Raw genomic sequence first — 22,963 nt, forward strand, 5'->3', positions numbered from 1 at the left:
GCTCTTCTCTAAATCGGCTTCTCTTCATCGTCTGTATCCTCAGTTGGGGAACAGGCTAACCTCAAAGTGAGGACTCTAAGGGGAGCACGTCAACATCGACTTTCGCCAATTCCTCAAATTTCAGCGAATTTCGGGGCACTTTCGTGCCTACCCCGAAACGCGCTAAAACTCAGCAAAACGAACGACTTTGGGTGTCTCACGAAAACTTATGGGTATCGCGAACGATTATGGGGAATCCTACACATCTCAGAAGTCGAGGTTTTCCACGCTCAATGCGTTTTTCTGGATGAACTCGCGGCGCGGCTCCACCACATCGCCCATCAGCTTGGTGAAGAGATCATCCGCCTCGGCCATGTCTTCGACTTTCACCTGAAGCAGCGTGCGGGCGTCCGGATCCAGCGTGGTTTCCCAAAGCTGATCGGGGTTCATTTCCCCCAAGCCTTTGTAGCGTTGCAGCGTCAGGCCTTTTTCGCCCTCTTCCAGAATGGCGCGCAGCAGGTCCAGCGGGCCGTGGATGATCTGGCTGCGGTCCTTGCGCATCAAAGTGGCGGGGCTGCCGTATACTTCTTGCAGGCTGTCTGTGAAGCTGCCGGATTTGCGGGCCTCACCAGAGCGCAGCATCGGGCCATCCAATGTGCGCACCTCTTCCACCCCGCGCAGAATACGCGCCAGTTTGATGCCGTGGTCCTGCGTGATCCGGCCCTGCCAGCCGCGCTCATATTCCAGCGCGATCAGATCCAGCCGCGCGGCCACTTTGTCGGCCACGCCTTGCAGATCGCTGTCCACGGCGCCGGGCACAAAGGCACCTGCAATGGCGGCCTGTTCCAGAATGTGGCGCGGATAATGCGTTGGAAAGGCGTCCAGAACCTGCTTGAGCTGACGCGCCTCTGTGACCACACGGGCGAGATCCTGCCCGGTCATCTCCATGCCATTGCCCAGCTTGAGCACAGCGCCCTCAATGCCCTGATTGATCAGGTAATCGTCCAGCGCGGCCTGATCTTTCAGGTAAACCTCTGATTTGCCCCGCGCCACTTTGTAAAGCGGCGGCTGCGCAATATAGAGGTGTCCCATCTCGATCAGCTCGGGCATCTGACGGTAGAAGAAGGTCAGCAGAAGTGTACGGATGTGGGCGCCGTCCACGTCCGCATCGGTCATGATCACCACCTTATGGTAGCGCAGCTTTTCGAGGTTGAATTCGTCGCGGCCAATACCGGTGCCAAGCGCCATCACGAGGTTGCCGATCTCCTGCGAGCCCAGCATGCGGTCAAAGCGGGCGCGCTCCACGTTCAGAATCTTACCGCGCAGGGGCAAAATCGCCTGTGTCATCCGGTCCCGTCCGGTCTGTGCGGACCCACCAGCGGAGTCCCCCTCCACCAGGAAGACTTCGGTCTTGGAAGGGTCTTTCTCGGCACAATCTTTCAGCTTGCCGGCAAGGAAGTTCACATCCATCGCGGTTTTGCGCCGGGTCAGCTCACGCGCCTTGCGGGCGGCTTCCCGGGCATGGGCGGCCTCAAGGATCTTGGAGACAATCATCTTGGCGGTCTGCGGGTTTTCCCCAAACCACTCCGTCAGCTTTTCGTTCATCAGCCCTTCAACGGCCGGGCGCACCTCGGAACTTACCAGTTTGTCTTTGGTCTGTGAGCTGAATTTCGGATCCGGCACTTTCACGGAGAGCACACAGGTCAGACCTTCGCGGGCGTCATCACCGGTGAAGGTGATCTTTTCTTTTTTGGCGATGCCGCTTTCCTGCGCGTATTTCTGCAATGTGCGGGTCAGCGCGCCCCGGAATCCTGCGATATGCGTACCGCCATCGCGCTGTGGAATGTTGTTGGTGAAGGGCAGCACATTTTCATGATAGCTGTCATTCCACCACATGGCGACTTCCACACCGATGTCGTCTTTCTCGCCTGTCACATAGATTGGCGCCTCCATCAGGGAGGTTTTGTGACGGTCGATGTATTTCACAAACTCATTCACACCACCGTCGTAGTAGAGCTCGGTGCGCAGCGGCTCGGCAGGGCGTTCATCTTCCAGGATGATGCGCACGCCGGAGTTCAGGAAGGCCAGCTCGCGCAGGCGCTTTTCCAGCGTGTCAAAAGAATAGTCGATGTTGGAGAAGGTCTCGGTGGAGGCCATGAAGCGCACTTCCGTGCCGGTCTCATCGCCACATTCCTGCACCACGCGCAGGTGCTCGGTACAATCGCCATGCTCAAACTTGGCGTAGTGCTCTTTGCCGTTGCGCCAGATCCGCAGTTCCAGCCAGACCGAAAGCGCGTTCACAACCGAAACACCCACGCCGTGCAGACCGCCGGAAACCTTGTAGGAGTTGCTGTCAAATTTGCCGCCCGCGTGCAGCTGGGTCATGATCACCTCAGCCGCAGATACGCCTTCTTCGGGGTGAATATCCACCGGAATTCCGCGCCCGTTGTCAAACACGGAGACAGAACTGTCGGCGTGAATTTTCACGCGCACATGGTCAGCGTGATTGGCCAGCGCCTCATCAATGCCGTTGTCCACAACCTCATAGACCATATGGTGCAGGCCCGAGCCATCATCGGTGTCACCGATATACATGCCCGGACGTTTGCGGACCGCTTCCAAGCCCTTGAGAACTTTAATGGAATCCGCGCCATATTGCTCGGGATTTTGCGCGCTGTCAGACATTCATGTGGCCCTTTTTGGTTTCCGGATTTTATATCGGCTTTGGCCGGGGATGTCACGCAATTGGGGCGACTTTTTGCTATTGCGCCTGTGGCGCCTGACCCGGTGTGCAGAGGGCGGAAAGACCGGCCTCATCGGTGACTTCCACATATTGTGCACGCGCCCCAAGCGCCTCAAACAAACCCGCTTCCGTTCCGGTCATCCAGGCCTGTGCCCCAAGTGCGCAGATTTCATCATAAAGCGCCGCGCGGCGGTTGGGGTCCAGATGGGCGGCGACCTCATCCAGCAACAGAATGGGCGCGGCCCCCAGATCCTGTTTGAGCGCGCGAGCATTGGCGAGGATCAGGGAGACCAGAAGTGCCTTTTGCTCGCCGGTGGAGCAGTCTTTGGCGGGCACGCCCTTCTCGCGGTAGGTGCCGATCATATCGGTGCGGTGTGGCCCCACAAGCGTGCGCCCTGCCGCAATGTCGCGAAACCGGCTTTCCGCCAGGGCTTCTAGCAGATCTGCGGCAGTGTCGGGCAGCGCGCCTTCGGATTGCATCAGTTCCAGTTCCGCCACGGGAAAAGCGGTCTCGGCAGCGGCCTGTGCGTCCAGCAGGCGCTCTACGGTCTTGGCGCGGGCGAACTGGATGCGCGCGCCATGCTCGGCCATCTGCCGCTCCAACGCGACATACCAATGGGCATCGCTGATCTGTTCTTTCAACAGGCGGTTGCGTTCACGCATGGATTTTTCATAGGCCAGCGTGGCCTCGGCGTGATCAGGATAGAAGCTCAGCGTCATGCGGTCCAAAAACCGCCGCCGCCCTTCGGCCCCTTCGATCCAGAGCCGGTCCATGGAGGGGATCAGCCAGAGCACACGCGCCAGCCGTCCAAGCTGGGTCTGAGGCGCGGTTTTGCCATCAATCTGTACCTGACGGGCGGCACCATTTTCCGATTTGATGTCAATTTCATAGGAGGATCCGCCCGACTTCAGAAGCCCGGACAGCTTCCAGCCAATGGCCTCCGGGCGGCGGGTCATCTCTTCGGCACTGGCCCGACGAATGCCACGTCCGGGTGAGAACAGTGAGACCGCCTCAAGGATATTGGTTTTGCCGGCCCCATTGGGCCCATAAAGCGCCACAGGGCGCGCATCACACTGGAGCGCGCCCTTTTTGTGGGACCTGAAATGGGACAGGTTCAATGAGGTCAGATACAGCTCAGACATGTGCCCGTTTTCTTGCTGGGCCAGATCGCTGCGCCGCAGGTTGCCGCGTCAGTGGATCATACCCGCATTGGCATCACGACATAGACGGCGGAGGTGTCATTGCCTTCGCGCATCAGGGTCGGATCCCCGGCGGAGTTGAACAGAAAGACGGCGTTTTCGCGATCCACCTGGCTGGCGATTTCCAGCAGGTATTTCGCGTTAAAGCCAATTTCCAGACGCTCATCATTGTAGGCCACGGCCAGCTCTTCTTCGGCGGCACCGCTGTCCGGTGAATTCACCGACAGCACCAGACGGTCTTCGTCCAGTTGCAGCTTCACAGCGCGGGAGCGCTCCGAGGAGACGGTGGCCACACGATCTACCGCTTTGGCAAATTCGGCGGCGTCCACTTCGAGCTTGCGGGTGTTGCCCTGTGGGATCACGCGGCTGTAATCGGGGAAGGTGCCGTCGATCACCTTGGAGGTCAGGGTGATGTTGGGCGTGGCAAAGCGCACTTTGGTTTCGCTCACGGAGACGGCGATTTCCATTTCGTCGTCATCCAGCAGCTTGCGCAGCTCGCCCACGGTTTTGCGCGGCACGATCACGCCGGGCATGTCCGCTGCGCCATCAGGCAGATCCGTGTCAATGCGCGCCAGACGGTGGCCATCGGTGGCCACAGCTCGCAGCGCCTTTGCACCGTCCGCATCTGCCACATGCATATAGACGCCGTTCAGATAATAGCGGGTCTCTTCGGTGGAGATCGCAAACTTCGATTTGTCAAACAGGCGGCGCAGCGCAGGCGCGGGCGCGGAGAAGTTTGAGGTGTATTCCGAGGAGGCCATCACCGGGAAATCTTCGCGCGGCAGGGTTGCCAGCGAGAAGTTGGAGCGTCCTGCTTCCACGGTCAGCCGTCCCGCTGCGCTGTCGTCGGTCAGGGTGACCAGCGCGCCGTCTGGCAGCTTGCGTACGATTTCATGCAAGGTGGTCGCGGCCACGGTTGTGGCCCCTGCGCGTTCCACCATGGCATTGGCTTTATCGACCACTTCGATGTCCAGATCCGTGGCGCGGAACTGCACCGTGTCGCCTTCGGCTTCGATCAGAACATTGGCAAGGATCGGAATGGTGTTGCGACGTTCCACAACGGATTGCGCTTGGCTCACTGCCTTCAGGAGCACGGCGCGTTCGATACTGATTTTCATCCCTTCACCCTCTCGATTGCCGGGACAGCCACGTTAGCCTTTCGCCGCACCAGCACAAGTCTTTTTATAGGTTGTTGAATACTTCGGCTGGACCGTCAAGCGTCAAGCACCGAAATGAAAACGCCGCACCTCTGGGACGCGGCGTTTTGGTCACGTTTTTTAGGCAAATGCCTCAGGCTTCCAGCGCCCGGCGCAGCATTTCCAGATCTTCGGCGATCTGACCATCCGAATTGCGCAGCTCTTCGATGCGGCGCACGCCGTGCATGACTGTGGTGTGGTCACGCCCGCCAAAGCGGCGGCCAATTTCTGGCAGCGACCGGCTGGTCAGCTGTTTGCACAGATACATGGCGACCTGACGCGGGCGCGCAAAGGTGCGCACGCGCTTGGGGCCAATCATGTCGCTGAGACGGATATTGTAGTGATCTGCGACCTTGCGCTGAATTTCTTCGACAGAGACCTTGCGCTCGGAGGCGCGCAGAACATCAGACAGACAGTCCTGCGTCAGCTCCATGGTGATTTCGCGTCCCACGAGGGAGGCAAAGGCGAACAGACGTGTCAGAGCGCCTTCCAGAACGCGCACGTTGGTGGAGATGCGATGCGCGAGGAATTCCAGAACCCCGTCGGCCAGTTGCAGCTCCGGGTACTGCTGACGGTAGGTTTCCACCTTGTTTTGCAGAATGCCCAGACGCAGCTCATAGTCGGTTGGGTGCAGATCCACCACGAGACCGCATTGCAGGCGGCTCTTGATGCGGTCTTCCAGATCCTTGATCTCACCGGGGGCGCGATCGGCTGAAATGATGATCTGCTTGTTTTGATCCACAAGCGCGTTGAAGGTGTGGAAGAATTCTTCCTGTGTGCTGTCTTTGCCAGCGATGAATTGAACATCATCCACCATCAGAACATCCACAGAGCGGAACAGCTCCTTGAAGTCCATCATTTTGCGATCCCGCAGCGCCTGCACAAAGCGGTACATAAACTGTTCGGCGGAGAGGTAGAGCACGTTCAGGTCGGGGCGATGCGCCTGAAGTTCCCATGCAATCGCGTGCATCAGGTGCGTTTTACCAAGACCCACGCCACCATAGAGAAACAGCGGATTGAACGTCACCGGGCCACCTTCGGCCACGCGGCGTGCGGCGGCATTGGCCAGTTCGTTGGGCTTGCCGACAACAAAGCTGTCAAAGGTAAAGCGCGGATCCAGTGGCGCGCCGGTCATCTCTGCCTCAGACTGGACAGCGCTTTCCGCTTTTGCGGTGTTAGATTTGCTGCGCGTGGCAGCTTTGGGCGCTGCGGCGGCGCGCTGTGCCTTTTGTGCGGCCACTTTGAACTGCATGCGCTGCACATTTTCGCCAGCCTGATTGAACTGATGCATGATCAGGTCGCCGTAATTCTGCGATACATAATTGCCAATAAAATTGGTTGGCACGTGAAACGTTGCCACCCCATCTTGCAAATTTGCGAAAGCGACTGGCTCAATCCAGGTTTTAAAGTTGTTCTGGCCCACCGTTTTCAAAAGGTCTTGCCGAATGTCGCCCCATTTATCGTCGGTCATCTGTCCCCATATTCCTTCACGCGTCTAGTCTTGCCGGGCTGAGCCCGATCCTTAGTTTTATTTTTGGATTGCACCGAGCCATGGGGTCAAAACGGCCACATAAAGACATACCTCAACCGTTCCGGGGGTCCCTATTCCCCGGTTGAATATGTCTTCATGCGCAAGCGCAGATTTGTTGGAACAGGTGAGCTGTCAGACAACCGCCCGGCTACATCGTTGTGCAACCAGTGCAGTCGCCCGGTATGGCCTAAGCCATCACGTGTCGGCGTCTGTCCCCCCCAAGGCGAAGTGAATCGCTGGAAGAAACTAGCAATAGGGGCCTCAAACGGGCAACTGAACTTCGAACTTGACTCAGGCATTTGCAAAAAAGAATCTATCCACAGGTAATTAAGTGTCTGTTAATATGTGGAAAACTCATTTGTTTTGAACACTTCTAGAAGCCGGTGAGATGAAGCAGTTGGTCACCCGTTCTGCCCGGCTTCAACGCGCCGCAGCGCGCGGGATTTGGAGGTAAAACCGGGGATTCCGTGAGTGTTTTCCGGGGGTCGCACGGAAAGCCGGTGTTGCGACTCTGACACAATCCACAGGGGTATGCTGCGATGCAGAAAAAGGAATCGCTGAAATTGCTTGCAGTAGGCGCATAGCGCATTTGCGAAAACGGTGGATAAGTGGGGGTTGTTGTCCACAGCCTCTATGGGCAGGCGCGGGGATTCGTCGCCATCTTGGTCTGCACCCTTGTCAGCTCGGGGGTGCCCATGCCAAAGGTCGCTCATGGCAAAGCAACTGGATTATCACACCATCCGGGAGATCTTCACCCGGTTTGAGGCAGCTGAGGCCGAACCCAAAGGCGAATTGGATCACGTCAATGTCTATACATTGGTGGTGGCCGTTGCCCTGTCGGCTCAAGCAACCGATGTTGGCGTCAATCGCGCCACCAAAGATCTGTTCAAAGTGGCGGACACGCCGCAAAAGATGCTGGATCTGGGAGAAGAGGCCCTGATCGAGCACATTAAAACCATTGGGTTATACCGCAACAAAGCCAAAAACGTCATGAAGCTCTCCAAGATCCTTGTGGAGCAATATGGCGGTGCGGTGCCCAATTCCCGCGCCGCTTTGGAAAGCCTGCCGGGGGTGGGGCGCAAGACGGCCAATGTGGTGCTCAATATGTGGTGGCGCTATCCGGCGCAGGCGGTGGACACGCATATCTTCCGCTTCGGCAACCGCTCCGGGGTCTGCCCCGGCAAAGATGTGGTGGCGGTGGAGCGCGCCATCGAAGATCACATCCCTGTGGACTTTCAGCTCCATGCACATCATTGGATGATCCTGCACGGGCGTTATGTGTGTAAGGCGCGCAAACCCATGTGCAGCAACTGTTTGATCCGTGATCTCTGCCTATTTGAGGACAAGGCCCTATGAAACAATATCAGGTTGTCGGCATCGGCAACGCCATCGTCGATGTGATCAGCCAGTCTGATGACAGTTTTCTGGATCTGATGGGGATTCAGAAAGGCATCATGCAGCTGGTGGAAAAAGAGCGCGGCGAGATGCTCTATGCCGCAATGACCAACCGCACGCAGGCGCCGGGCGGTTCTGTGGCCAACACGCTGGCGGGGCTTGGCGCGCTCGGATTGTCCACTGCTTTTATCGGGCGGGTGCATGATGATGCGCTGGGGCAATTCTATGCCCAGTCGATGCAGACGGGCGGTACGGATTTCGTAAACCCGCCTGTGGCTGGCGGCGATCTGCCCACCTCCCGCTCTATGATATTCGTGTCCCCGGATGGGGAGCGCTCGATGAACACCTATCTGGGGATTTCCTCCGAGGTGGGGCCTGAAGATGTGTCTGATGATGTGGCTGGTCAGGCGCAGCTGCTGTTTTTGGAGGGCTACCTCTATGACAAGCCCAAGGGCAAAGAAGCCTTTGAGCGCGCAGCCAAACTGTGCCGGGATGGCGGCGGGCTTGCAGGCATCGCGCTCTCTGATCCTTTCTGTGTGGAGCGTCATCGCGCCGATTTCCGTCGTCTGGTGAAAGAGCTCGATTTTGTCATCGGCAACGAACATGAATGGGCCTCGCTTTATGAAACCGATCTGAGCAGCGCGCTTGAGCAGGCGTCACAGGATGCCGGCATGGTGGTCTGCACCCGTTCTGGCCATGATGTTGTTCTGCTGCGCGGGGAGGAGCAGGCCACCGTGCCTGTCAACGAAATTGTGCCCGTAGATGCCACAGGTGCGGGCGATCAGTTTGCCTGCGGTTTCCTTTATGGTGTGGCCACAGGGCAATCTCTGGAAGTGGCGGGCCGGATGGGCTGCATCGCTGCCGCAGAGGTCATCAGCCACTATGGCGCCCGCCCGGAAGCGGACATCAAAGAGCTGTTTCGCAAAGAAGGTTTGATTGGCTAAGGCCTCAGATCAAAACAGACAACTGGTGGCGTCCAGAGATGCCACCAGCACGCCAGCCGAACCCACCCGCAGCCCGGACTATTGCAGAGCGGCCACGGCCATATCCGCAAGCTGCTCTGACAGGTCGGTCATAAAATCTGTCGAGTCTTCGGCGCGCGGCTGATACCAGAACACCGGCGCATTCACCATCAGCAGCACCGAGTGCAGCGCCACTGAGATGTTCTGCGACCGGAAGGCCCCGCACGCCATGCCGCGGCTGATCACATCGCGAAACAGGGTTTCATAGGCTTTGCGCTCTTGGCGGATGTCCGCTAGCAGGCTGCGCTCCAGCGCTGTGGTGGATTTCTGAGACATGCCCACAAAAGACTGCAGGATCACTTTGTGATAGGGCAGGCTGCCCAGCACGGCGGGAATATGGGCGCAGACCATCTGCCGCAATTGCACATCCGGTGGCAGATCCGGGTCCAGAACCGGATGCACCGCGCGGTGGGCAAAATCCGCAGCCCTCAGACAGACTTCTGCCAACAACACGCCCTTTGAGGGGAAATGGTGGTAAATCCGGCCCTTGGTTGCGCCAAGATGGCGGGCCACATCGTCAATAGAGGCCGCCTCCGCACCCAGCGTCATGAACACCTCCGCAGCGGCGTCCAGTACCTCGGATTTGGCGCGGCTCATTTTCGGTTTTGACGCCTGTGGCGGGCTGTTTGGCTCTGAGTTCATTTGGCTATCTTTGCCGTGCCCCCTTTGAGGTGACGTGGCGTCTGCGTAGGACCTGTGATTGACAGCATACTCAGTAGTATGTTTGCATCCCAATAGCAACGCAGCCCTGCAAGAGGCTGTTGGGGCAAGGGAGGAACAGCATGACGGATTTGGCCCTGTTTCGGCAGGAGACACGCCAATGGCTTGACGCGCATTGCCCGGAGGAAATGCGCCTGCCGATGTCAGAGGAAGATATTTGTTGGGGCGGGCGGCATTTTACCTTCCGCTCTGCGGCTCAGAAGGCTTGGCTGGAGGTCATGGCGGCGCGCGGCTGGACCGTGCCGGGCTGGCCCAAGGCTTATGGCGGCGGCGGTCTCTCCGGCGATGAGCAAAAAATCCTGAATGAGGAGATGGCCCGCATCAACGCGCGCCCGCCGCTGCAGAGTTTTGGCATATGGATGCTGGGGCCTGCTTTGCTGGAGTTTGGCACAGAGGCGCAGAAACGCCATTATCTGCCGCAGATCGCGCGCGGTGAGATCCGCTGGTGTCAGGGCTATTCCGAACCGGGCGCGGGGTCTGATCTGGCCGGTTTGCAGACCAAGGGCGTTGATCAAGGGGATCATTTCGCGGTCACAGGTCAGAAAATCTGGACATCTTATGCCGACAAGGCAGATTGGATTTTCTGCCTGGTGCGCACAGAGCCGGACGCCTCAAAACACACGGGCATTTCCTTTCTCCTGTTTGATATGGAAAGCGCCGGGGTTTCCACGCGGCCGATCAAACTTATTTCCGGGGCATCACCCTTCTGCGAAACCTTTTTTGACGATGTGAAAGTGCCCAAGGATCAGATCGTCGGGGAGCGGGGGCAGGGCTGGACCATCGCGAAATACCTGCTCACCCATGAGCGTGAAATGATTGGGGCCTCTGACAATGCGCTCTTTGCCAAGACGGATTTGGTGGCGGATGCCATTCAATCCGTAGGGGTGAACGAAGATGGGCATCTGGATGATCCGATGCTGCGTGCCGAGCTGGGCCAGTTTTTGATCGATGAAATCTGTTTTGACGCCCATATGCAGATGTCTGGTGCCTATATGCGGGCGGGGCATGAATTGGGCGCGCGCTCCGCAGAGCTGAAATATCTTGGCACTGAGCTCAACAAACGCCGACAGAGTCTCAGGGTGTCTGCCGGTGGGGCGGATGATCTGGTCTGGGAAGGCACAGCCAACAGCGCGGGGCAGGCGGCCAAAGACTGGCTGCGTGCCAAAGGAAACAGCATCGAAGGCGGCACCTCTGAGGTGATGTTGTCGATCCTGTCCAAAGCCGTTTTGAAATTGCCGGGGTGAGCTTATGGAAGTGTTGAGCGAAGATCATAAACTGATCGCCGAAGCCGCGCAGGGGTTTTTGAAGGCAGGGCATGGCGTTGAGGCTTTTCGGGCCCTGCGGGATGCAGGCGATGACAAAAACGCTGCGCTGCGCAGTGAGATCGCAGGAATGGGCTGGATGGGTATTTTGCTTCCGGAGGCGGTTGGCGGCGTGGACTTTGGCTATCGTGCTGCCGGGCTGATTGCGGAAGCAATGGGACGCAACCTCACCATCAGCCCGTTTCTGTCATCGGCGATTCTGGCCGCCACCGTGCTGCGCGCTGTTGGCGGTACTGCGCTGCAACATTGGGGGCCGCGTCTTGCCGAAGGGCAGGTCACCATGGCGCTTGCGCTGGAGGAAAGCACAAAGCACCGGCCAGACCGGATCGCAACAACCCTGGCGGAAACGGCAAGTGGCCTGCGTTTGACCGGGCGTAAGGGTTTTGTTGTGGATGGCGGCGCGGCGGATCGCCTGATCGTCGTGGCCAAACAGGGGGGCGCATGCGTTTTGGTGCTGGTTGATCCAGCGGCGGATGGGGTTGTGGTCACCGAACAGTTCATGCTGGATCACCGCAATGCTGCCACGGTGGCTTTTGAGGATGTGGCGCTTGCGCAGGCGGATGTGCTGGCAATGGGGGCGGAGGCCGAAGCTGCGCTGGCTCAGGCGCTGGCGGCAGGCCGCGCGGTTGCCGCCGCAGAGCAGCTTGGCGTGGCCAAAGCGGCGGCCGACCAGAGCTTTGACTATCTGCGCACGCGCAAACAGTTTGGCGTCCTGATCGGACAATTCCAGGCGTTGCAGCATCGTGCCGCCGATCTCTATTGTGAACTGGCACAGGCGGACTCGTTGGTGGCGGCGGCGCTCAATGCGTTGGATGCGGGCAGTGACGACAGCGAGCTGCTCACCCGCGCCGCCAAGGCCAAACTGGCCCGCGTGGGGCGGCAGGCCACGGAAGAGGGCGTGCAGATGCATGGCGGCATTGGCATGACCGACGCCATGGATCTTGGTTTGTTCATGAAACGGGATCGCGCGCTCAGCGAGTTTCTTGGGGATGCAGGGCATCACACGGATTGGATTTTGCGGCACCGCGGCATCTAGCGCGGGCTGTGAAGCAAAGAAAGACAGAAGCATACGGAGGCGTATGGAAATCTTAGGGTGACGTAACGGAGGCTTGCCTATTGGGAGGTATGGCAGGCTTGACGCAAAGGCAATCGCTCCGGAGACTGATCCCATAAAGCCGGGAAACCCGGCACGGGAGGATAGATTGGAAGTTGTGCAATTGCTCGTCAGCGGGCTTGCGAACGGCTGTGTTTACGGTCTGATCGCACTTGGCTTCGTGCTCATTTACAAGGCGACCGAACAGGTGAATTTCGCCCAAGGCGATTTCATGATGCTCGGCGCCTTTGTTTGTTTGGGGCTCACCAACGCGCATTATATGGGCTTGCCTTTCTGGCTCGCCGCGCCGCTGGCTGTCGTCATCATGGCGGTGCTGGGCTATCTGCTGGATTTCTTTGTGCTGCGGCATCTCTTTGGGCAAAGCCAGACGGCGGTGGTGATCCTGACCATCGCGCTGGGCTTTGTGATCCGTTTTGTGGCCGGGGTGATTTGGGGCCATGAGCCACAGACCCTTGAGAGCCCGCTCGCGGTGGGCGATTTCAATCTGGGCGGCGTGGTGCTGGGGATGGCGGATCTGGCCGTGATCGTGGTGACGGTGTTGCTGACGCTCTGCCTATATCAGTTCTTTCAACGCACCCGTCTGGGGCTGGCGATGCAGGCCGCCAGTCAGAACCAGATGGCGGCGTATTTCATGGGCATTCCGGTGAAGCGGGTGCAGGGGATGATCTGGGGATTGTCCGGCGCGGTGGCCGCCGTGGCCGGCATCCTGTTTGCCTCCAAAGGTGCGATCGAAATCAGCTCAGGATTGCTGGGCATCAAGGCCTTTGCCGCAGCGGTGATTGGCGGCTTTGGCAGCTTGCCCGGTGCGCTGATGGGCGGGCTGATTGTTGGGGTGATCGAACCCTTCGCCTCCTACTATTTCCCGGCGGGCTACAGCCAGATCGCTCCTTATGCTCTGCTGCTTCTGGTGTTGGTGTTCCGCCCCCATGGCCTGTTCTCACAGGTCCGGATCAAGAAGGTCTGAGCCGATGCGGATACATTTCAAAACCTCATATGATCATGACATCCGCCTCTTTCCCGATCTCTGGAGCTTTGGCGTCTATGCTGCCCTGCTGGTGATTGCCGTGATCTTACCTTGGCTGATGGATGACTTCTTTCTAGGCGAAGTCACAAATGTGCTGATCTGGGCCATTGCGGGGCTTGGATTGATGCTTCTGACCGGACAGACCGGGCAGGCGAGCCTTGGGCATGCCGCCTTTCTGGCGCTGGGATGCTATTCCTGCATCATCTTCATGGAGCAGGGATGGCCTTTCCTGATTGCCTTCCCTGTGGCGGGCATTCTGACCGGTGTGGTGGGCACGATCATCGCCATTCCTGCGATCCGCCTGCATGGTATTTATCTGGCCATTGCCACGATTGCGCTCTCCATTCTGGCCGATGACATCATCGTGTTGCTGGATCCGATCACCGATGGGGTCTCAGGCAAATTTGCCCCGATGATCACCATCTTTGGTATCGAGATAGAGCGCTGGACCACGCCGGATCGCTTCTATTGGCTGGTGCTGGCGATCACCGTGCTCTGCACGCTGGCCTACCGCAATCTGCTGCGCTCCCCATTGGGCCGCGCCTTTGCCGCCGTGCGTGACAGCGAGGTCTCCGCCAGCGCCATGGGCGTGCATATCGCGCGCACCAAGGCGGCGGCGTTCGGGCTGTCCTGTGCCATCACCGGGCTCGCCGGAGCTTTGATGGGGTTTTATGCGGGGGCCTTCAACAATGAGACCTTCTCCATCGTGATTTCCATCACCCTGCTGATGATGATCGTGATTGGCGGTCTGGGCTCCATCCACGGCGCATTCTTTGGTGCGGTGGTGGTGGCCTTCCTGCCGCAGTTTCTCTCCATGGCCAAAGATCTGGTCGGGGGCAGCTCGGTCGCCATTCCGGGGCTGGAAACCGGTGTCTTTGGCATGATCCTGATCCTGTTCATCCTGTTTGAACCGATGGGCATCTATGGCCGTTGGATGAAAATCCGCATCTGGTTTGAGCTCTTTCCGTTTGCGCGCAAAGACATGTTCAAACGCCAGAAGAGCTATCTGAAAACGGAGCGTTTGAGATGAGCCAATTGCTGGAAATTGAGAACGCCACGCTCAAATTTGGCGGTGTGGTTGCGGTCAATGATCTGAGTTTTTCGGTCAAAGAAGGCGAAGTTTATGCCATCGTTGGCCCCAATGGGGCGGGCAAATCCACCGTCTTTAATCTGATCTCGCGCTTCTATGATCCCTATGCGGGTGCCTTGCGGTTTGACGGCCAAAACCTGCTGGCGCGCAGTGCCGATGCGGTGGCCGATCTTGGCATCGCCCGCACCTTTCAGAACATCGAGCTGTTTGACCACGCCACGGTTTTGCAAAATCTGCTGGTGGGGCGGCATCGCCATCGCAGAACCAATATGGTGCAAGAGATGCTGTTCACACCCAAGGTGCGTCGCGAAGAAGAGCGCCACCGCGCCGCCGTCGAGGATGTCATCGACTTTCTCGATCTGCAGCCCTACCGCGACAAAATGATTGCGGGCCTGCCTTACGGGGTGCGTAAGGTGGTGGAGCTGGGCCGCGCGCTGGCCTCCGGGCCGCGCCTTCTGTTGCTGGATGAGCCGGCCTCTGGTCTCTCGGTGGAAGAGACGCAGGACATGCGCTGGTGGATTGATGACATCCGCAAACAGATGGGCATCACCGTTCTGATGGTGGAGCACGATATGGGGCTGGTCTCTGGCGTATCGGATCGCGTTCTCGCGCTGGCGGATGGGGCCAAACTGGCCGAAGGCACGCCCGCGCAGGTGCAATCTGATCCGGCGGTGATTGAGGCCTATCTGGGCACGGGGGTGGTGTGATGGGCGAAACGGTGCTGGATATCCAGAATATCGAAAGCTTCTATGGCCCGATCATGGCCATTCGCGGCGTCTCTCTGAAGGTTGAGCAGGGGCAGGTGGTGACCGTGCTGGGCGCCAATGGCGCAGGCAAGTCGACGCTGCTGAAAACCATCTCAGGCATCATGGACCCAGAGAAAGGGCAGATCCTGTTTGAAGGCCGCGAGATACAGGGCATGGAACCTCATAAGGTGGTGGGCCGTGGCATTGTACATGTGCCGGAAGGGCGTGAGGTTTTCCCCCTTCTGACCGTGGAGGAAAACCTGACGCTGGGGGCCTATACCCGATCAGACAAGGCGGAGATCGAAAAAGACCGTCAGATGGTCTTTGACTATTTCCCCATTCTCGCAGAGCGCCGCCATCAGGAGGCTGGCACGCTGTCCGGTGGTCAGCAACAGATGCTCGCCATTGGTCGTGGCCTGATGCTGCGCCCCAAGATCATGCTGTTGGATGAACCCTCTCTGGGGCTCTCGCCGCTGCTGGTGCAGGAGATTTTTGCCATCCTCAAACGGCTGAACAAAGAGGAAGGCGTAACCATGATGCTGGTGGAGCAAAACGCCAGAGTGGCGCTTGAGCTGGCAGATATGGGTTATGTCATGGAGGTGGGCCGCATTGTGATGGATGACACTTCTGAGCGCCTGATGGAAAGCGAAGACATCAAGGCCTTCTATCTGGGCCATCAGGAAGACGGCGCGCGCGGTGAGCGGCGCTGGAAACGCAAAAAGACATGGCGCTGAGGGGAGGTCACATATGAACAGTCACACAAGGCCCACGCCCGCCAAACAGATCGAAATCAACGGGGTTATTGTCTCCGCCGTGCCGGGGCAGAAACCCGCTTTGGTGGATGGCTGTGACACGATTGTCAGCCTGTTTCAGAAGCGGTGTGAACAATTGGCCGCCCGCACGGCCCATCGTGAAAAAGACCTCGGCATCTGGCAGAGTTATTCCTGGCAGGATTACTGGACCCATGCCAAATGGCTGGGCCTTGGCCTGCGGGCACTGGGGCTGGCGCGCGGCGAAGTGGTCTCCATCCTCTCAGAGGACCGCAAGGAATGGCTCTATGCGGACATGGGCATTCAATGTGTCGGTGGCATCGCCTCTGGCGTCTACACCACCGACAGCGCCAGCCAGCTGGAGTATCTTCTGCGCGACAGCGGCAGTCGTTTCCTCTTTGTTGAAAACGATGAGCAGCTCGACAAGTTTCTGGAGATCGAAGACCAGGCCAGCCGCGTGGAAAAGGTCATCATTCTGGATCAGGATGGTCTGCATGATCTGCGCCATGAAAAATGCGTGTTTCTCGATGATCTCTATGAAACCGGGCGCGCCTATGAGGCGGAAAACCATGGGGTGTTTGAGGCGGAGATTGCCAAGACCCGGCCAGAGGACACTGCGCTGTTGATCTATACTTCCGGCACCACAGGGATGCCCAAAGGCGCGATGCTGTCACAGGAGAATGTGATTTCCGCCTGTGTTTCGGGCGCGCATGCGCTGCCGACGCAGGATCATGATGAACAGCTCTGCTTTCTGCCGCTGTGCCATATTCTGGAGCGCAACGTCTCTGTCTATTTCCCGATTGCAGGCAAGGCGACGGTGAATTTTGCCGAAAGCCCGGAGACGGTGTTTGACAATCTGCGGGAGGTCTCGCCTGCGCATTTCACGGCGGTGCCACGGGTTTGGGAAAAGGTCTATTCACGGGTGCGGGTGCTGGCGCAGGAGGCCACGCCAATCGGGCGTCTGTGTTTCAATCTTGCGATCAAGACCGGGCTGAAACGGGCCGATTATCTGCTGGCGCGCAAGCCTGTGCCTCTGGGGGTGCGGGCCCATTATGCGGTCTGGGATATGCTGGTGCTGCGCAATCTGCGCCGGATGCTGGGTATGGACAAAATGCGCCGTGGCGGCACCGGAGCTGCGCCGATTTCGCCGGAGTTGATCCGCTGGTACTGGGCGATTGGCGTGCAGCTTCTGGAAGGCTATGGCATGACAGAAAATGCCGGGCTGGCCTCCATCAACCTGCCCAATGACAATAAGATTGGTTCTGTGGGGCGGCCCTGTCCGGGGGTGGGTACACGCATTGCGGATGATGGGGAGATCCAGACCCTCGGGCTTAACAACTTTCAGGGCTACTGGCGTAACAATGAGAAGACCGCAGAGACCTTCACCGAAGATGGTTGGCTGCGCACCGGGGATGTGGGCAAGCTGGATGATGACGGGTTCCTCACGATCACGGGCCGTCTGAAAGACATCATCATCACCGCCGGTGGCAAAAATATCACCCCCGCCGAAATCGAAAGCCGTCTGAAATTCAGCCACTACATTTCCGATGCGGTGGTGATTGGCGATGCGCGCAAATATCTCACCTGCCTGATCATGATTGATCAGGAGAACGTAGAAAAATATGCGCAGGATCGCAAAGTGCCCTTTTCCGATTTCGCGTCTCTCTGCGCGTCGCAGGAGGTGGTGGATCTCATCAAAGGCGAGGTTGAGGAGGTCAATCACGCCTTCGCACGGGTGGAACAGATCAAGGATTTCCGCCTGATCAATGTGCTTCTGACCGCCGAAGATGAGGAGCTTACGGCGACCATGAAGCTCAAGCGCAGCTTCGTGGAGAAGAAACACGCAGGTCTGATTGAGGAAATGTACTAAGCTCAAACGCAGGTGGTGGCACACCACGGTTAAACGGGAGGAAAACATGAAAAAACTGACGACGGCTCTGGCAGTTGGCGCGGCGGCGCTCGCGTCTCAGGTCTCTGCGGATACGCAGGGGGTGAGTGACAGCGAAGTGGTGATTGGCTCAGTCAATGATCTCAGCGGTATTTTTGCCGCCGTGGGTGTGCCTGCGGTGAATGGCGCCAATATGCGCTTTGACGAAGCCAATGCCGGTGGTGGCATCCATGGGCGTCAGATCCGGTTTGTTGTGGAGGACAACGGTTATCAGATCCCGCGCGCGATGCAGGGCTACAACAAGTTGCTCAATCGCGACAAGGTGTTTGCCATGCTGCTCAGTCTTGGCACGCCGATGAACACGGCGGGTTTCAAGCTGCTGGATCCCAAAGGCATTCCCAACATCGGCCCGCTTTCTGCCGCACGTCAGATGCTGCAGGAGCCGGTGGACAACAAGTTTATTGCCTTCTCCAGTTACTATGATCAGGTGCAGGCCGGAGTGACCTATCTGGCAGAAGAGTTTGACGCCAAAGAAGTCTGCGCCATGTATATCCCCTCTGATTTTGGCAAGGAGATTGCCGAGTCCACGGCCGACACCGCAAAGGCGCTGGGCCTGACCATGGCCGGTGAAACCACCCATAAGCCGGATGAGCTGGATTTTGTCGGCTCCCTCACCAAGCTTAAGGCAGCAGAATGCGACATCGTCACCATGGCGCTGGGCGTGCGGCAGGGCATCACGGTGGTGGGCACCGCCAAGAAGCTGGGCTGGACTGATGTGAAATTCCTCAACACCTCTGCGGGCTTTCTGGAACCTGTGGCCGCCGTGCCGGGCGGTGTGACCGATGGGCTTTATGCGGCGTCCGGCTGGCAGGATCTTTATGCCCGTGCCAGTGACCCTGTTCCAGCCAAGTTCATCGCCGATTATCAGGCCAAATTTGATCAACCGGCCTCTGGTTTTGCCATGTTGGGCTATTCTGCGGCGGATACAGTGGTGCGCGCGCTGGAGGCCGCTGGCCCGGAGCTCAGCCACGAAACCTTCCTCGCGGGGCTGGAAAGCCTGAACTACCTTGATGAGCTGACCGGCGGGCAGATCTCTTATGGGCCCGAAGATCACCGCGGTGCCGATGAGATTGTGATCTCTGTCGTTGAAGGCGGCGGCTGGAAAACGCTGGCGGTGAAGTAAGCTTATAGCAAGGCAAACACCTGCGCTCCCGGAGGTTTTCGGGAGCGACATTGTTTCATGGGCGGTTAGGTTAGCAGTGTGGGCAAAGTAAACTTTCGCTGCGGCTGCGCCAATGTCTTCTGTTCAATTTACTCTACCTCTTTTTTAGATCGGCAATAACGATGTTGGCTGTTCGCAGTGCCTGTTCGATAAATGGTATTTTCTGACCCGCATTTCTTGTCAAATCAATCGCGCCCCAGATCAAACCGAGCGTAAGCTGACACTCTCTGCAAAGTGACTCACTTGGGTCATCGAACCCTGTTGGGTAGCCCTTGCTCGAAGCATAGAATATGGTGTTACGAGCCTCTTGCCCCACCCTAACTGTTTTTTTCAATTCATTTACGTCGTCAAACATTTTGACTAGTTCATCGTAGAAGTCTGGCAGCATGGTCCCTTCATCATCGCAGTAATGGAAGAGCTTCGTAGAGGCTTCGTTGTAGTGGGTTTGGCCATCTAGAATGTATCGTGCGATCAATGTTCTAGGCTTAGTGTTGAGCGCAACAGCAACTTTATATTGGAGTAAAATTTCTGAAACCTTTTGAGCTAAGAGGGATACTGTCGCCTTAGCCGCGTGATCCTTAATATTGATGTCCTTTGCCTCATTATAATCGCACTCTTTGGCACAGGATATGAATGCTGCAACGGCTTCTTCAGTTGCGTGAAGCGCACAAAAGCAGGCAGGAATGTGCATCCCAGCATCGAAAATTCCGTTTGCCCACTGCAGCGACCGCAACGCACTCGCTGCTCGAAATTTCCCGCGATCAGGAAGCCCATCGATCTGGCTGATGATCCATTCAGCAGATTCCCTTTGTATAATTTCGTCAATGACGCTCATTGGCATTCCTTAACTTGCAGTTCGATTGCCAACCTCCATGGGAATCCGTTTCGGGTCAATTGTACCATGAGTATGCCAATATAAGTGCGCCTTGAAACCGACATTAGTCCGCCGTGCAGCATCACCCACTCCGGACTCAAAGCAGACCGACGCTGCTTTCGGCCAAATATGACCACGAGGGCGCCTCTCTAGCCGCCTGCCTCCCTCGCCAATGCCGTGTACAAAAAATTCCCCGCAGCCGATGGTCTGGTCTGCGGGGAAGGCGGGAGTGATCTTTTATGCATCCTCCCCAGAAATGCTGTCCCATGGCCCGCAATGGGGCTTTCCAACATATACCGCATATTGGGTTGGAAATCTATATTTTGTGTGTTTGGGGGTCTTGGGTCTATATTTGGCGGAGTTTACTGCCAGCTGACATCCCCGAGGAAGATATAGCCCGCGCCATAGATCGTCTTGATAAGGCGGGGATTTTTGGGATCTTCCTTCAGCTTGGTGCGCAGTCGGGAAATGCGCACATCCATCGCCCGATCAAAGCTTTCCCCAGCGGCCCCGCCAAGGGTTTCCTGCATCTGCGCCCGGCTGATCAGACGCTTGGGACTGTCCAGAAACAGCCGCAGCACCTCACCTTCGGCATGGCTGAAAGTGGTCTCTGCCCCGGTTTCATCCACCAGAACATAGCGGTCGAAATAAGCCGTCCAGCCATTGAACACCGCCGTATTGGCGGCCACTGGCGCAGCAGGGCGCTCTTTGCGCAGACGGGCCCGCACCCGTGCAACCACCTCAGTGGGGTCAAAGGGTTTGATGATGTAGTCATCCGCGCCCAATTCCAGCCCGGTGATACGGTCCTGTACCTGCGCGCGACCTGAAATGATGATCACCGCCGCCCCCAGCTCCAGCGCCAGCCGATGCACCAATGTCAGGCCGTCTTTGTCCGGCAGGCCCAGATCCACAAGGCACACATCCGGCGTGGTGGATTTCAGCGCTGCTTCAAATTCTGTGGCACGGGAAAATGCCATGGTGCGAAAGCCGGCATCTTCCAGCGCATCGGCCAGAATCATGCGGATTTCTGGTTCATCGTCCAAAATCGTGACAAGCGGGGCGGTCATGGCAGGGCTCATTTCGGATGTAAGAATTGGTCAAGCTGCTCGGCGGTGAAGGGTTTGGGCAGCACAGGCGCACGCGCGGCCCCTTCGATATAGAGCGGATGGCTTTGGGGCAAGCTGGTCATCAGATAGCTGGGCACACGATCGCGCCCCAACGCGCGGATCAGATCCACGCCTGTCTCATCGCCCTCCAGGGAAATATCTGACAGCACCAGATTGATGTCTGGCACCTGATCGAGCAGCACACGGGCTTCATCCACACTGGCGGCTTCGATCACCGTGTGTTTCATGCTTGTGAGCATGTCGCGGATCAATCCACGCAGATCGGGGTTGTCTTCCACCAGAAGCGCGAGACCCGGCGTCGCATCCTGCACGGCCCGTCGTAGGGGTAGCCGCAGCGTCACCTGACCACCGGTTGCGGTGTTGGCAATCTTGATGTCACCGCCCACCAGCTTGGTCATGTCATAGACCATGGCCAGTCCCAACCCGGATCCATCCGCGCCTTTGGTGGTGAAAAACGGATCCAGCGCGCGGTTGAGCGCCTCCTCGGAAAAGCCGGGCCCAGTGTCGCGTACAGTGAACTGGACCCAGGTATTCTGCACCAGTTCCGCAATCAGCAGAATGGTGCCTCCCGCGCCCTTGACCTGCCCACAGGCATGGGCGGCATTCAGCAAAAGGTTCACCAGACTGTCCTGCAACATGGCCGGATCAATCATCAGCGCCTCCGCCGGGATGTCATTTTCGATGATCAGTGCAACGCCATCGCCCACCGTTGGCTGCGCCAGCGTTTCCAGATCGGCGAGAAAGGCGCGCATATCTGTCGCGGCAAGCTGGGGCACGCGCGGGCCGGTGACATTGGCCAGATTGTCCAGCAGGGTGCCACCCCGGCGCGCGGCTCCCAAGGTGGCTTCAATCAGGGCACTGGCCTCTTCGGGAAGGGCCATCTTTTGCAACTTGGTCTGTGTGCCCAAAATGATGGTTAGCAGGTTAGAAAAATCATGGGCCAGCCCGCTGGTCATCTGGGCGGCGATCTCCCGGCGGCGGGTCTGTTGCAGCGCCACGCGGGTCTGGGTTTCTTCGGTGATGTCCATTGAAAGTACATAGACGCCGCGCTCTGGGCCTGCGTTGTCATCGGGGGTGAAGGCCACGCGGATACGCCGTGTGCTGGGATGTTCGTTGAACTCGAACACCGATGGCTTGCCTTTGAAGGCCCCATCCAGATGCGGTTTGATTGCGCGATAGGCGCTGTCGCCCAAAGCTTCGCTGGCATGCATGCCAACAATATCAGAAGGGCGTCCGGGAATCACCGCGCTGAGGCGGCGGTTGGAGTAGGTGTAGAGCCGGTCAGGCCCCACATGGGCGATATGCGCAGGCATCATCTCCGCCGTCAGACGCATGCGCGCTTCACTTTCCGTGAGCTGCCTTTTGACCTCCTCCAGCGCATGTACGGTGGATTCCAGCTCTCGGTTGGTGGCGGAAAGCTCTTCAGCATATTGCAGCAGCTGGTCAGAGAGCTCCTCAGAGCGGGACCGCAGCAGGGCCTCCTGCCGTTTTGTGGAGGTGATGTCCGTATAGACAGCCACCCAGCCGCCCTGTGGCATGGGAGAGCCTTCTACGCTTACCCAGCGTCCATCTGCGCGCTGACGCTCAAAGTAGTGCGGTTCAAAATTCTTGGCCCGGTCGACACGTTCCAGAATGAAGGCTTCTTTGTCTTCATCGCGTATGTGACCATACTCTCCGTTTTCTACCAGAAAGCGAATGGTCTCCGCGAACGGAGCCCCTGGTTGGGTTAAGGGTTTGGGAATGGAGAACATTTCCCGAAACCGTGCATTGGACACAACAAGTTTCAGGTCACTGTCATAGATCGACATCGCCTGTTTGATCAGGTTCAGCCCGGCGACTGTCATCGCCTGTGTCCCACCGGTTACACGCTCCATCGCGGCCTCCTTCTCTTTATCGCTAACACCTCATTTGGGGGCACGGAAAGAGCGAAATGAATGTTGTTACAATTCGTAAGGATTGGGAAATGTTCAGGAAAAAGTTGACCAACAGTGTGAAAAGCG

General features: G+C 58.0%; 18 protein-coding genes. 10 read left to right on the forward strand and 8 right to left on the reverse strand.

Features of this window, described 5'->3' with window-relative positions; all coding sequences use genetic code 11:
• Positions 1 to 246: 246 nt before the first annotated feature.
• The 4 genes from gyrB to dnaA all read right to left on the reverse strand — a co-directional run bounded on the left by gyrB (position 247) and on the right by dnaA (position 6,589).
• Positions 247 to 2,664 carry a DNA topoisomerase (ATP-hydrolyzing) subunit B gene (gene gyrB / locus SHM7688_RS10215; protein ID WP_058239849.1) on the reverse strand — a complete coding sequence of 806 codons (2,418 nt, stop codon included), beginning with the start codon at positions 2,662 to 2,664 and terminating at the stop codon, positions 247 to 249.
• 76 nt (positions 2,665 to 2,740) lie between these two features.
• A complete protein-coding gene (gene recF / locus SHM7688_RS10220) occupies positions 2,741 to 3,865 on the reverse strand; it encodes a DNA replication/repair protein RecF (protein WP_058239850.1) in 1,125 nt (374 codons plus the stop codon).
• Positions 3,866 to 3,921: 56 nt separating this feature from the next.
• A complete protein-coding gene (gene dnaN, locus SHM7688_RS10225; protein WP_058239851.1) occupies positions 3,922 to 5,040 on the reverse strand; it encodes a DNA polymerase III subunit beta in 1,119 nt (372 codons plus the stop codon).
• Positions 5,041 to 5,212: 172 nt separating this feature from the next.
• Positions 5,213 to 6,589 (reverse strand): chromosomal replication initiator protein DnaA, encoded by a 1,377-nt coding sequence (gene dnaA, locus SHM7688_RS10230; protein ID WP_058239852.1) that lies wholly within the window; start codon positions 6,587 to 6,589, stop codon positions 5,213 to 5,215.
• A gap of 771 nt (positions 6,590 to 7,360) precedes the next feature.
• On the opposite strand from dnaA, the gene nth reads away from it, so the two are divergent.
• Positions 7,361 to 8,005, forward strand: a complete 645-nt coding sequence (nth, locus tag SHM7688_RS10235; protein WP_058239853.1) for an endonuclease III — start codon at positions 7,361 to 7,363, stop codon at positions 8,003 to 8,005.
• Positions 8,002 to 8,988: an adenosine kinase gene (locus tag SHM7688_RS10240; RefSeq protein ID WP_058239854.1), complete on the forward strand. Its 987-nt coding sequence runs from the start codon at positions 8,002 to 8,004 to the stop codon at positions 8,986 to 8,988. Before nth ends, SHM7688_RS10240 begins: the two co-directional genes overlap by 4 nt.
• A 78-nt stretch (positions 8,989 to 9,066) precedes the next feature.
• Here the strand turns inward: SHM7688_RS10240 and SHM7688_RS10245 are convergent, their stop codons facing one another.
• Positions 9,067 to 9,708, reverse strand: a complete 642-nt coding sequence (locus tag SHM7688_RS10245; protein ID WP_223229286.1) for a TetR/AcrR family transcriptional regulator — start codon at positions 9,706 to 9,708, stop codon at positions 9,067 to 9,069.
• Between the two features lie 140 nt (positions 9,709 to 9,848).
• Here SHM7688_RS10245 and SHM7688_RS10250 point away from each other — a divergent pair, with 140 nt between their 5' ends.
• The 8 genes from SHM7688_RS10250 to SHM7688_RS10285 all read left to right on the forward strand — a co-directional run bounded on the left by SHM7688_RS10250 (position 9,849) and on the right by SHM7688_RS10285 (position 18,923).
• Entirely contained in the window at positions 9,849 to 11,030 is a 1,182-nt protein-coding gene (locus tag SHM7688_RS10250) for an acyl-CoA dehydrogenase family protein (RefSeq protein WP_058239856.1), read from the forward strand.
• Between the two features lie 4 nt (positions 11,031 to 11,034).
• Positions 11,035 to 12,144: an acyl-CoA dehydrogenase family protein gene (locus SHM7688_RS10255; RefSeq protein WP_058239857.1), complete on the forward strand. Its 1,110-nt coding sequence runs from the start codon at positions 11,035 to 11,037 to the stop codon at positions 12,142 to 12,144.
• Positions 12,145 to 12,310: 166 nt separating this feature from the next.
• Positions 12,311 to 13,186 (forward strand): branched-chain amino acid ABC transporter permease, encoded by an 876-nt coding sequence (locus SHM7688_RS10260; RefSeq protein WP_058239858.1) that lies wholly within the window; start codon positions 12,311 to 12,313, stop codon positions 13,184 to 13,186.
• Between the two features lie 4 nt (positions 13,187 to 13,190).
• Positions 13,191 to 14,276 carry a branched-chain amino acid ABC transporter permease gene (locus SHM7688_RS10265; RefSeq protein WP_058239859.1) on the forward strand — a complete coding sequence of 362 codons (1,086 nt, stop codon included), beginning with the start codon at positions 13,191 to 13,193 and terminating at the stop codon, positions 14,274 to 14,276.
• Positions 14,273 to 15,043, forward strand: a complete 771-nt coding sequence (locus SHM7688_RS10270; RefSeq protein ID WP_058239860.1) for an ABC transporter ATP-binding protein — start codon at positions 14,273 to 14,275, stop codon at positions 15,041 to 15,043. The genes SHM7688_RS10265 and SHM7688_RS10270 overlap by 4 nt, the downstream gene beginning before the upstream one ends.
• Complete coding sequence (locus SHM7688_RS10275; RefSeq protein ID WP_058239861.1) at positions 15,043 to 15,816, forward strand: ABC transporter ATP-binding protein; 774 nt, start codon at positions 15,043 to 15,045, stop codon at positions 15,814 to 15,816. The genes SHM7688_RS10270 and SHM7688_RS10275 overlap by 1 nt, the downstream gene beginning before the upstream one ends.
• 13 nt (positions 15,817 to 15,829) lie before the next feature.
• Positions 15,830 to 17,722: an AMP-dependent synthetase/ligase gene (locus tag SHM7688_RS10280; RefSeq protein ID WP_058239862.1), complete on the forward strand. Its 1,893-nt coding sequence runs from the start codon at positions 15,830 to 15,832 to the stop codon at positions 17,720 to 17,722.
• Between the two features lie 46 nt (positions 17,723 to 17,768).
• The gene (locus SHM7688_RS10285) at positions 17,769 to 18,923 is read left to right on the forward strand and encodes an ABC transporter substrate-binding protein (RefSeq protein ID WP_058239863.1); all 1,155 of its coding nucleotides are present in this window, start codon (positions 17,769 to 17,771) and stop codon (positions 18,921 to 18,923) included.
• A 133-nt stretch (positions 18,924 to 19,056) separates the two neighbouring features.
• On the opposite strand, the gene SHM7688_RS10290 is transcribed toward SHM7688_RS10285, so the two are convergent.
• The 3 genes from SHM7688_RS10290 to SHM7688_RS10300 all read right to left on the reverse strand — a co-directional run bounded on the left by SHM7688_RS10290 (position 19,057) and on the right by SHM7688_RS10300 (position 22,837).
• Positions 19,057 to 19,797 (reverse strand): hypothetical protein, encoded by a 741-nt coding sequence (locus SHM7688_RS10290; RefSeq protein WP_058239864.1) that lies wholly within the window; start codon positions 19,795 to 19,797, stop codon positions 19,057 to 19,059.
• A 401-nt stretch (positions 19,798 to 20,198) separates the two neighbouring features.
• Entirely contained in the window at positions 20,199 to 20,903 is a 705-nt protein-coding gene (locus SHM7688_RS10295) for a response regulator transcription factor (RefSeq protein ID WP_058239881.1), read from the reverse strand.
• Between the two features lie 8 nt (positions 20,904 to 20,911).
• The gene (locus tag SHM7688_RS10300) at positions 20,912 to 22,837 is read right to left on the reverse strand and encodes a hybrid sensor histidine kinase/response regulator (RefSeq protein ID WP_058239865.1); all 1,926 of its coding nucleotides are present in this window, start codon (positions 22,835 to 22,837) and stop codon (positions 20,912 to 20,914) included.
• Between the last annotated feature and the right edge of the window lie 126 nt (positions 22,838 to 22,963).

The sequence above is a fragment of the Shimia marina genome, assembly GCF_001458175.1.
In the GTDB taxonomy this organism is placed as follows: Bacteria; Pseudomonadota; Alphaproteobacteria; order Rhodobacterales; family Rhodobacteraceae; genus Shimia; species Shimia marina.

What these genes read in the sequence shown, in the direction of transcription:
- gyrB (WP_058239849.1), bottom strand. Translation starts at nt 2,664, where the DNA reads ATGTCTGACAGCGCGCAAAATCCCGAGCAATATGGCGCGGATTCCATT.
- recF (WP_058239850.1), bottom strand. Translation starts at nt 3,865, where the DNA reads ATGTCTGAGCTGTATCTGACCTCATTGAACCTGTCCCATTTCAGGTCC.
- dnaN (WP_058239851.1), bottom strand. Translation starts at nt 5,040, where the DNA reads ATGAAAATCAGTATCGAACGCGCCGTGCTCCTGAAGGCAGTGAGCCAA.
- dnaA (WP_058239852.1), bottom strand. Translation starts at nt 6,589, where the DNA reads ATGACCGACGATAAATGGGGCGACATTCGGCAAGACCTTTTGAAAACG.
- nth (WP_058239853.1), top strand. Translation starts at nt 7,361, where the DNA reads ATGGCAAAGCAACTGGATTATCACACCATCCGGGAGATCTTCACCCGG.
- SHM7688_RS10240 (WP_058239854.1), top strand. Translation starts at nt 8,002, where the DNA reads ATGAAACAATATCAGGTTGTCGGCATCGGCAACGCCATCGTCGATGTG.
- SHM7688_RS10245 (WP_223229286.1), bottom strand. Translation starts at nt 9,708, where the DNA reads ATGAACTCAGAGCCAAACAGCCCGCCACAGGCGTCAAAACCGAAAATG.
- SHM7688_RS10250 (WP_058239856.1), top strand. Translation starts at nt 9,849, where the DNA reads ATGACGGATTTGGCCCTGTTTCGGCAGGAGACACGCCAATGGCTTGAC.
- SHM7688_RS10255 (WP_058239857.1), top strand. Translation starts at nt 11,035, where the DNA reads ATGGAAGTGTTGAGCGAAGATCATAAACTGATCGCCGAAGCCGCGCAG.
- SHM7688_RS10265 (WP_058239859.1), top strand. Translation starts at nt 13,191, where the DNA reads ATGCGGATACATTTCAAAACCTCATATGATCATGACATCCGCCTCTTT.
- SHM7688_RS10270 (WP_058239860.1), top strand. Translation starts at nt 14,273, where the DNA reads ATGAGCCAATTGCTGGAAATTGAGAACGCCACGCTCAAATTTGGCGGT.
- SHM7688_RS10275 (WP_058239861.1), top strand. Translation starts at nt 15,043, where the DNA reads ATGGGCGAAACGGTGCTGGATATCCAGAATATCGAAAGCTTCTATGGC.
- SHM7688_RS10280 (WP_058239862.1), top strand. Translation starts at nt 15,830, where the DNA reads ATGAACAGTCACACAAGGCCCACGCCCGCCAAACAGATCGAAATCAAC.
- SHM7688_RS10285 (WP_058239863.1), top strand. Translation starts at nt 17,769, where the DNA reads ATGAAAAAACTGACGACGGCTCTGGCAGTTGGCGCGGCGGCGCTCGCG.
- SHM7688_RS10290 (WP_058239864.1), bottom strand. Translation starts at nt 19,797, where the DNA reads ATGAGCGTCATTGACGAAATTATACAAAGGGAATCTGCTGAATGGATC.
- SHM7688_RS10295 (WP_058239881.1), bottom strand. Translation starts at nt 20,903, where the DNA reads ATGACCGCCCCGCTTGTCACGATTTTGGACGATGAACCAGAAATCCGC.
- SHM7688_RS10300 (WP_058239865.1), bottom strand. Translation starts at nt 22,837, where the DNA reads ATGGAGCGTGTAACCGGTGGGACACAGGCGATGACAGTCGCCGGGCTG.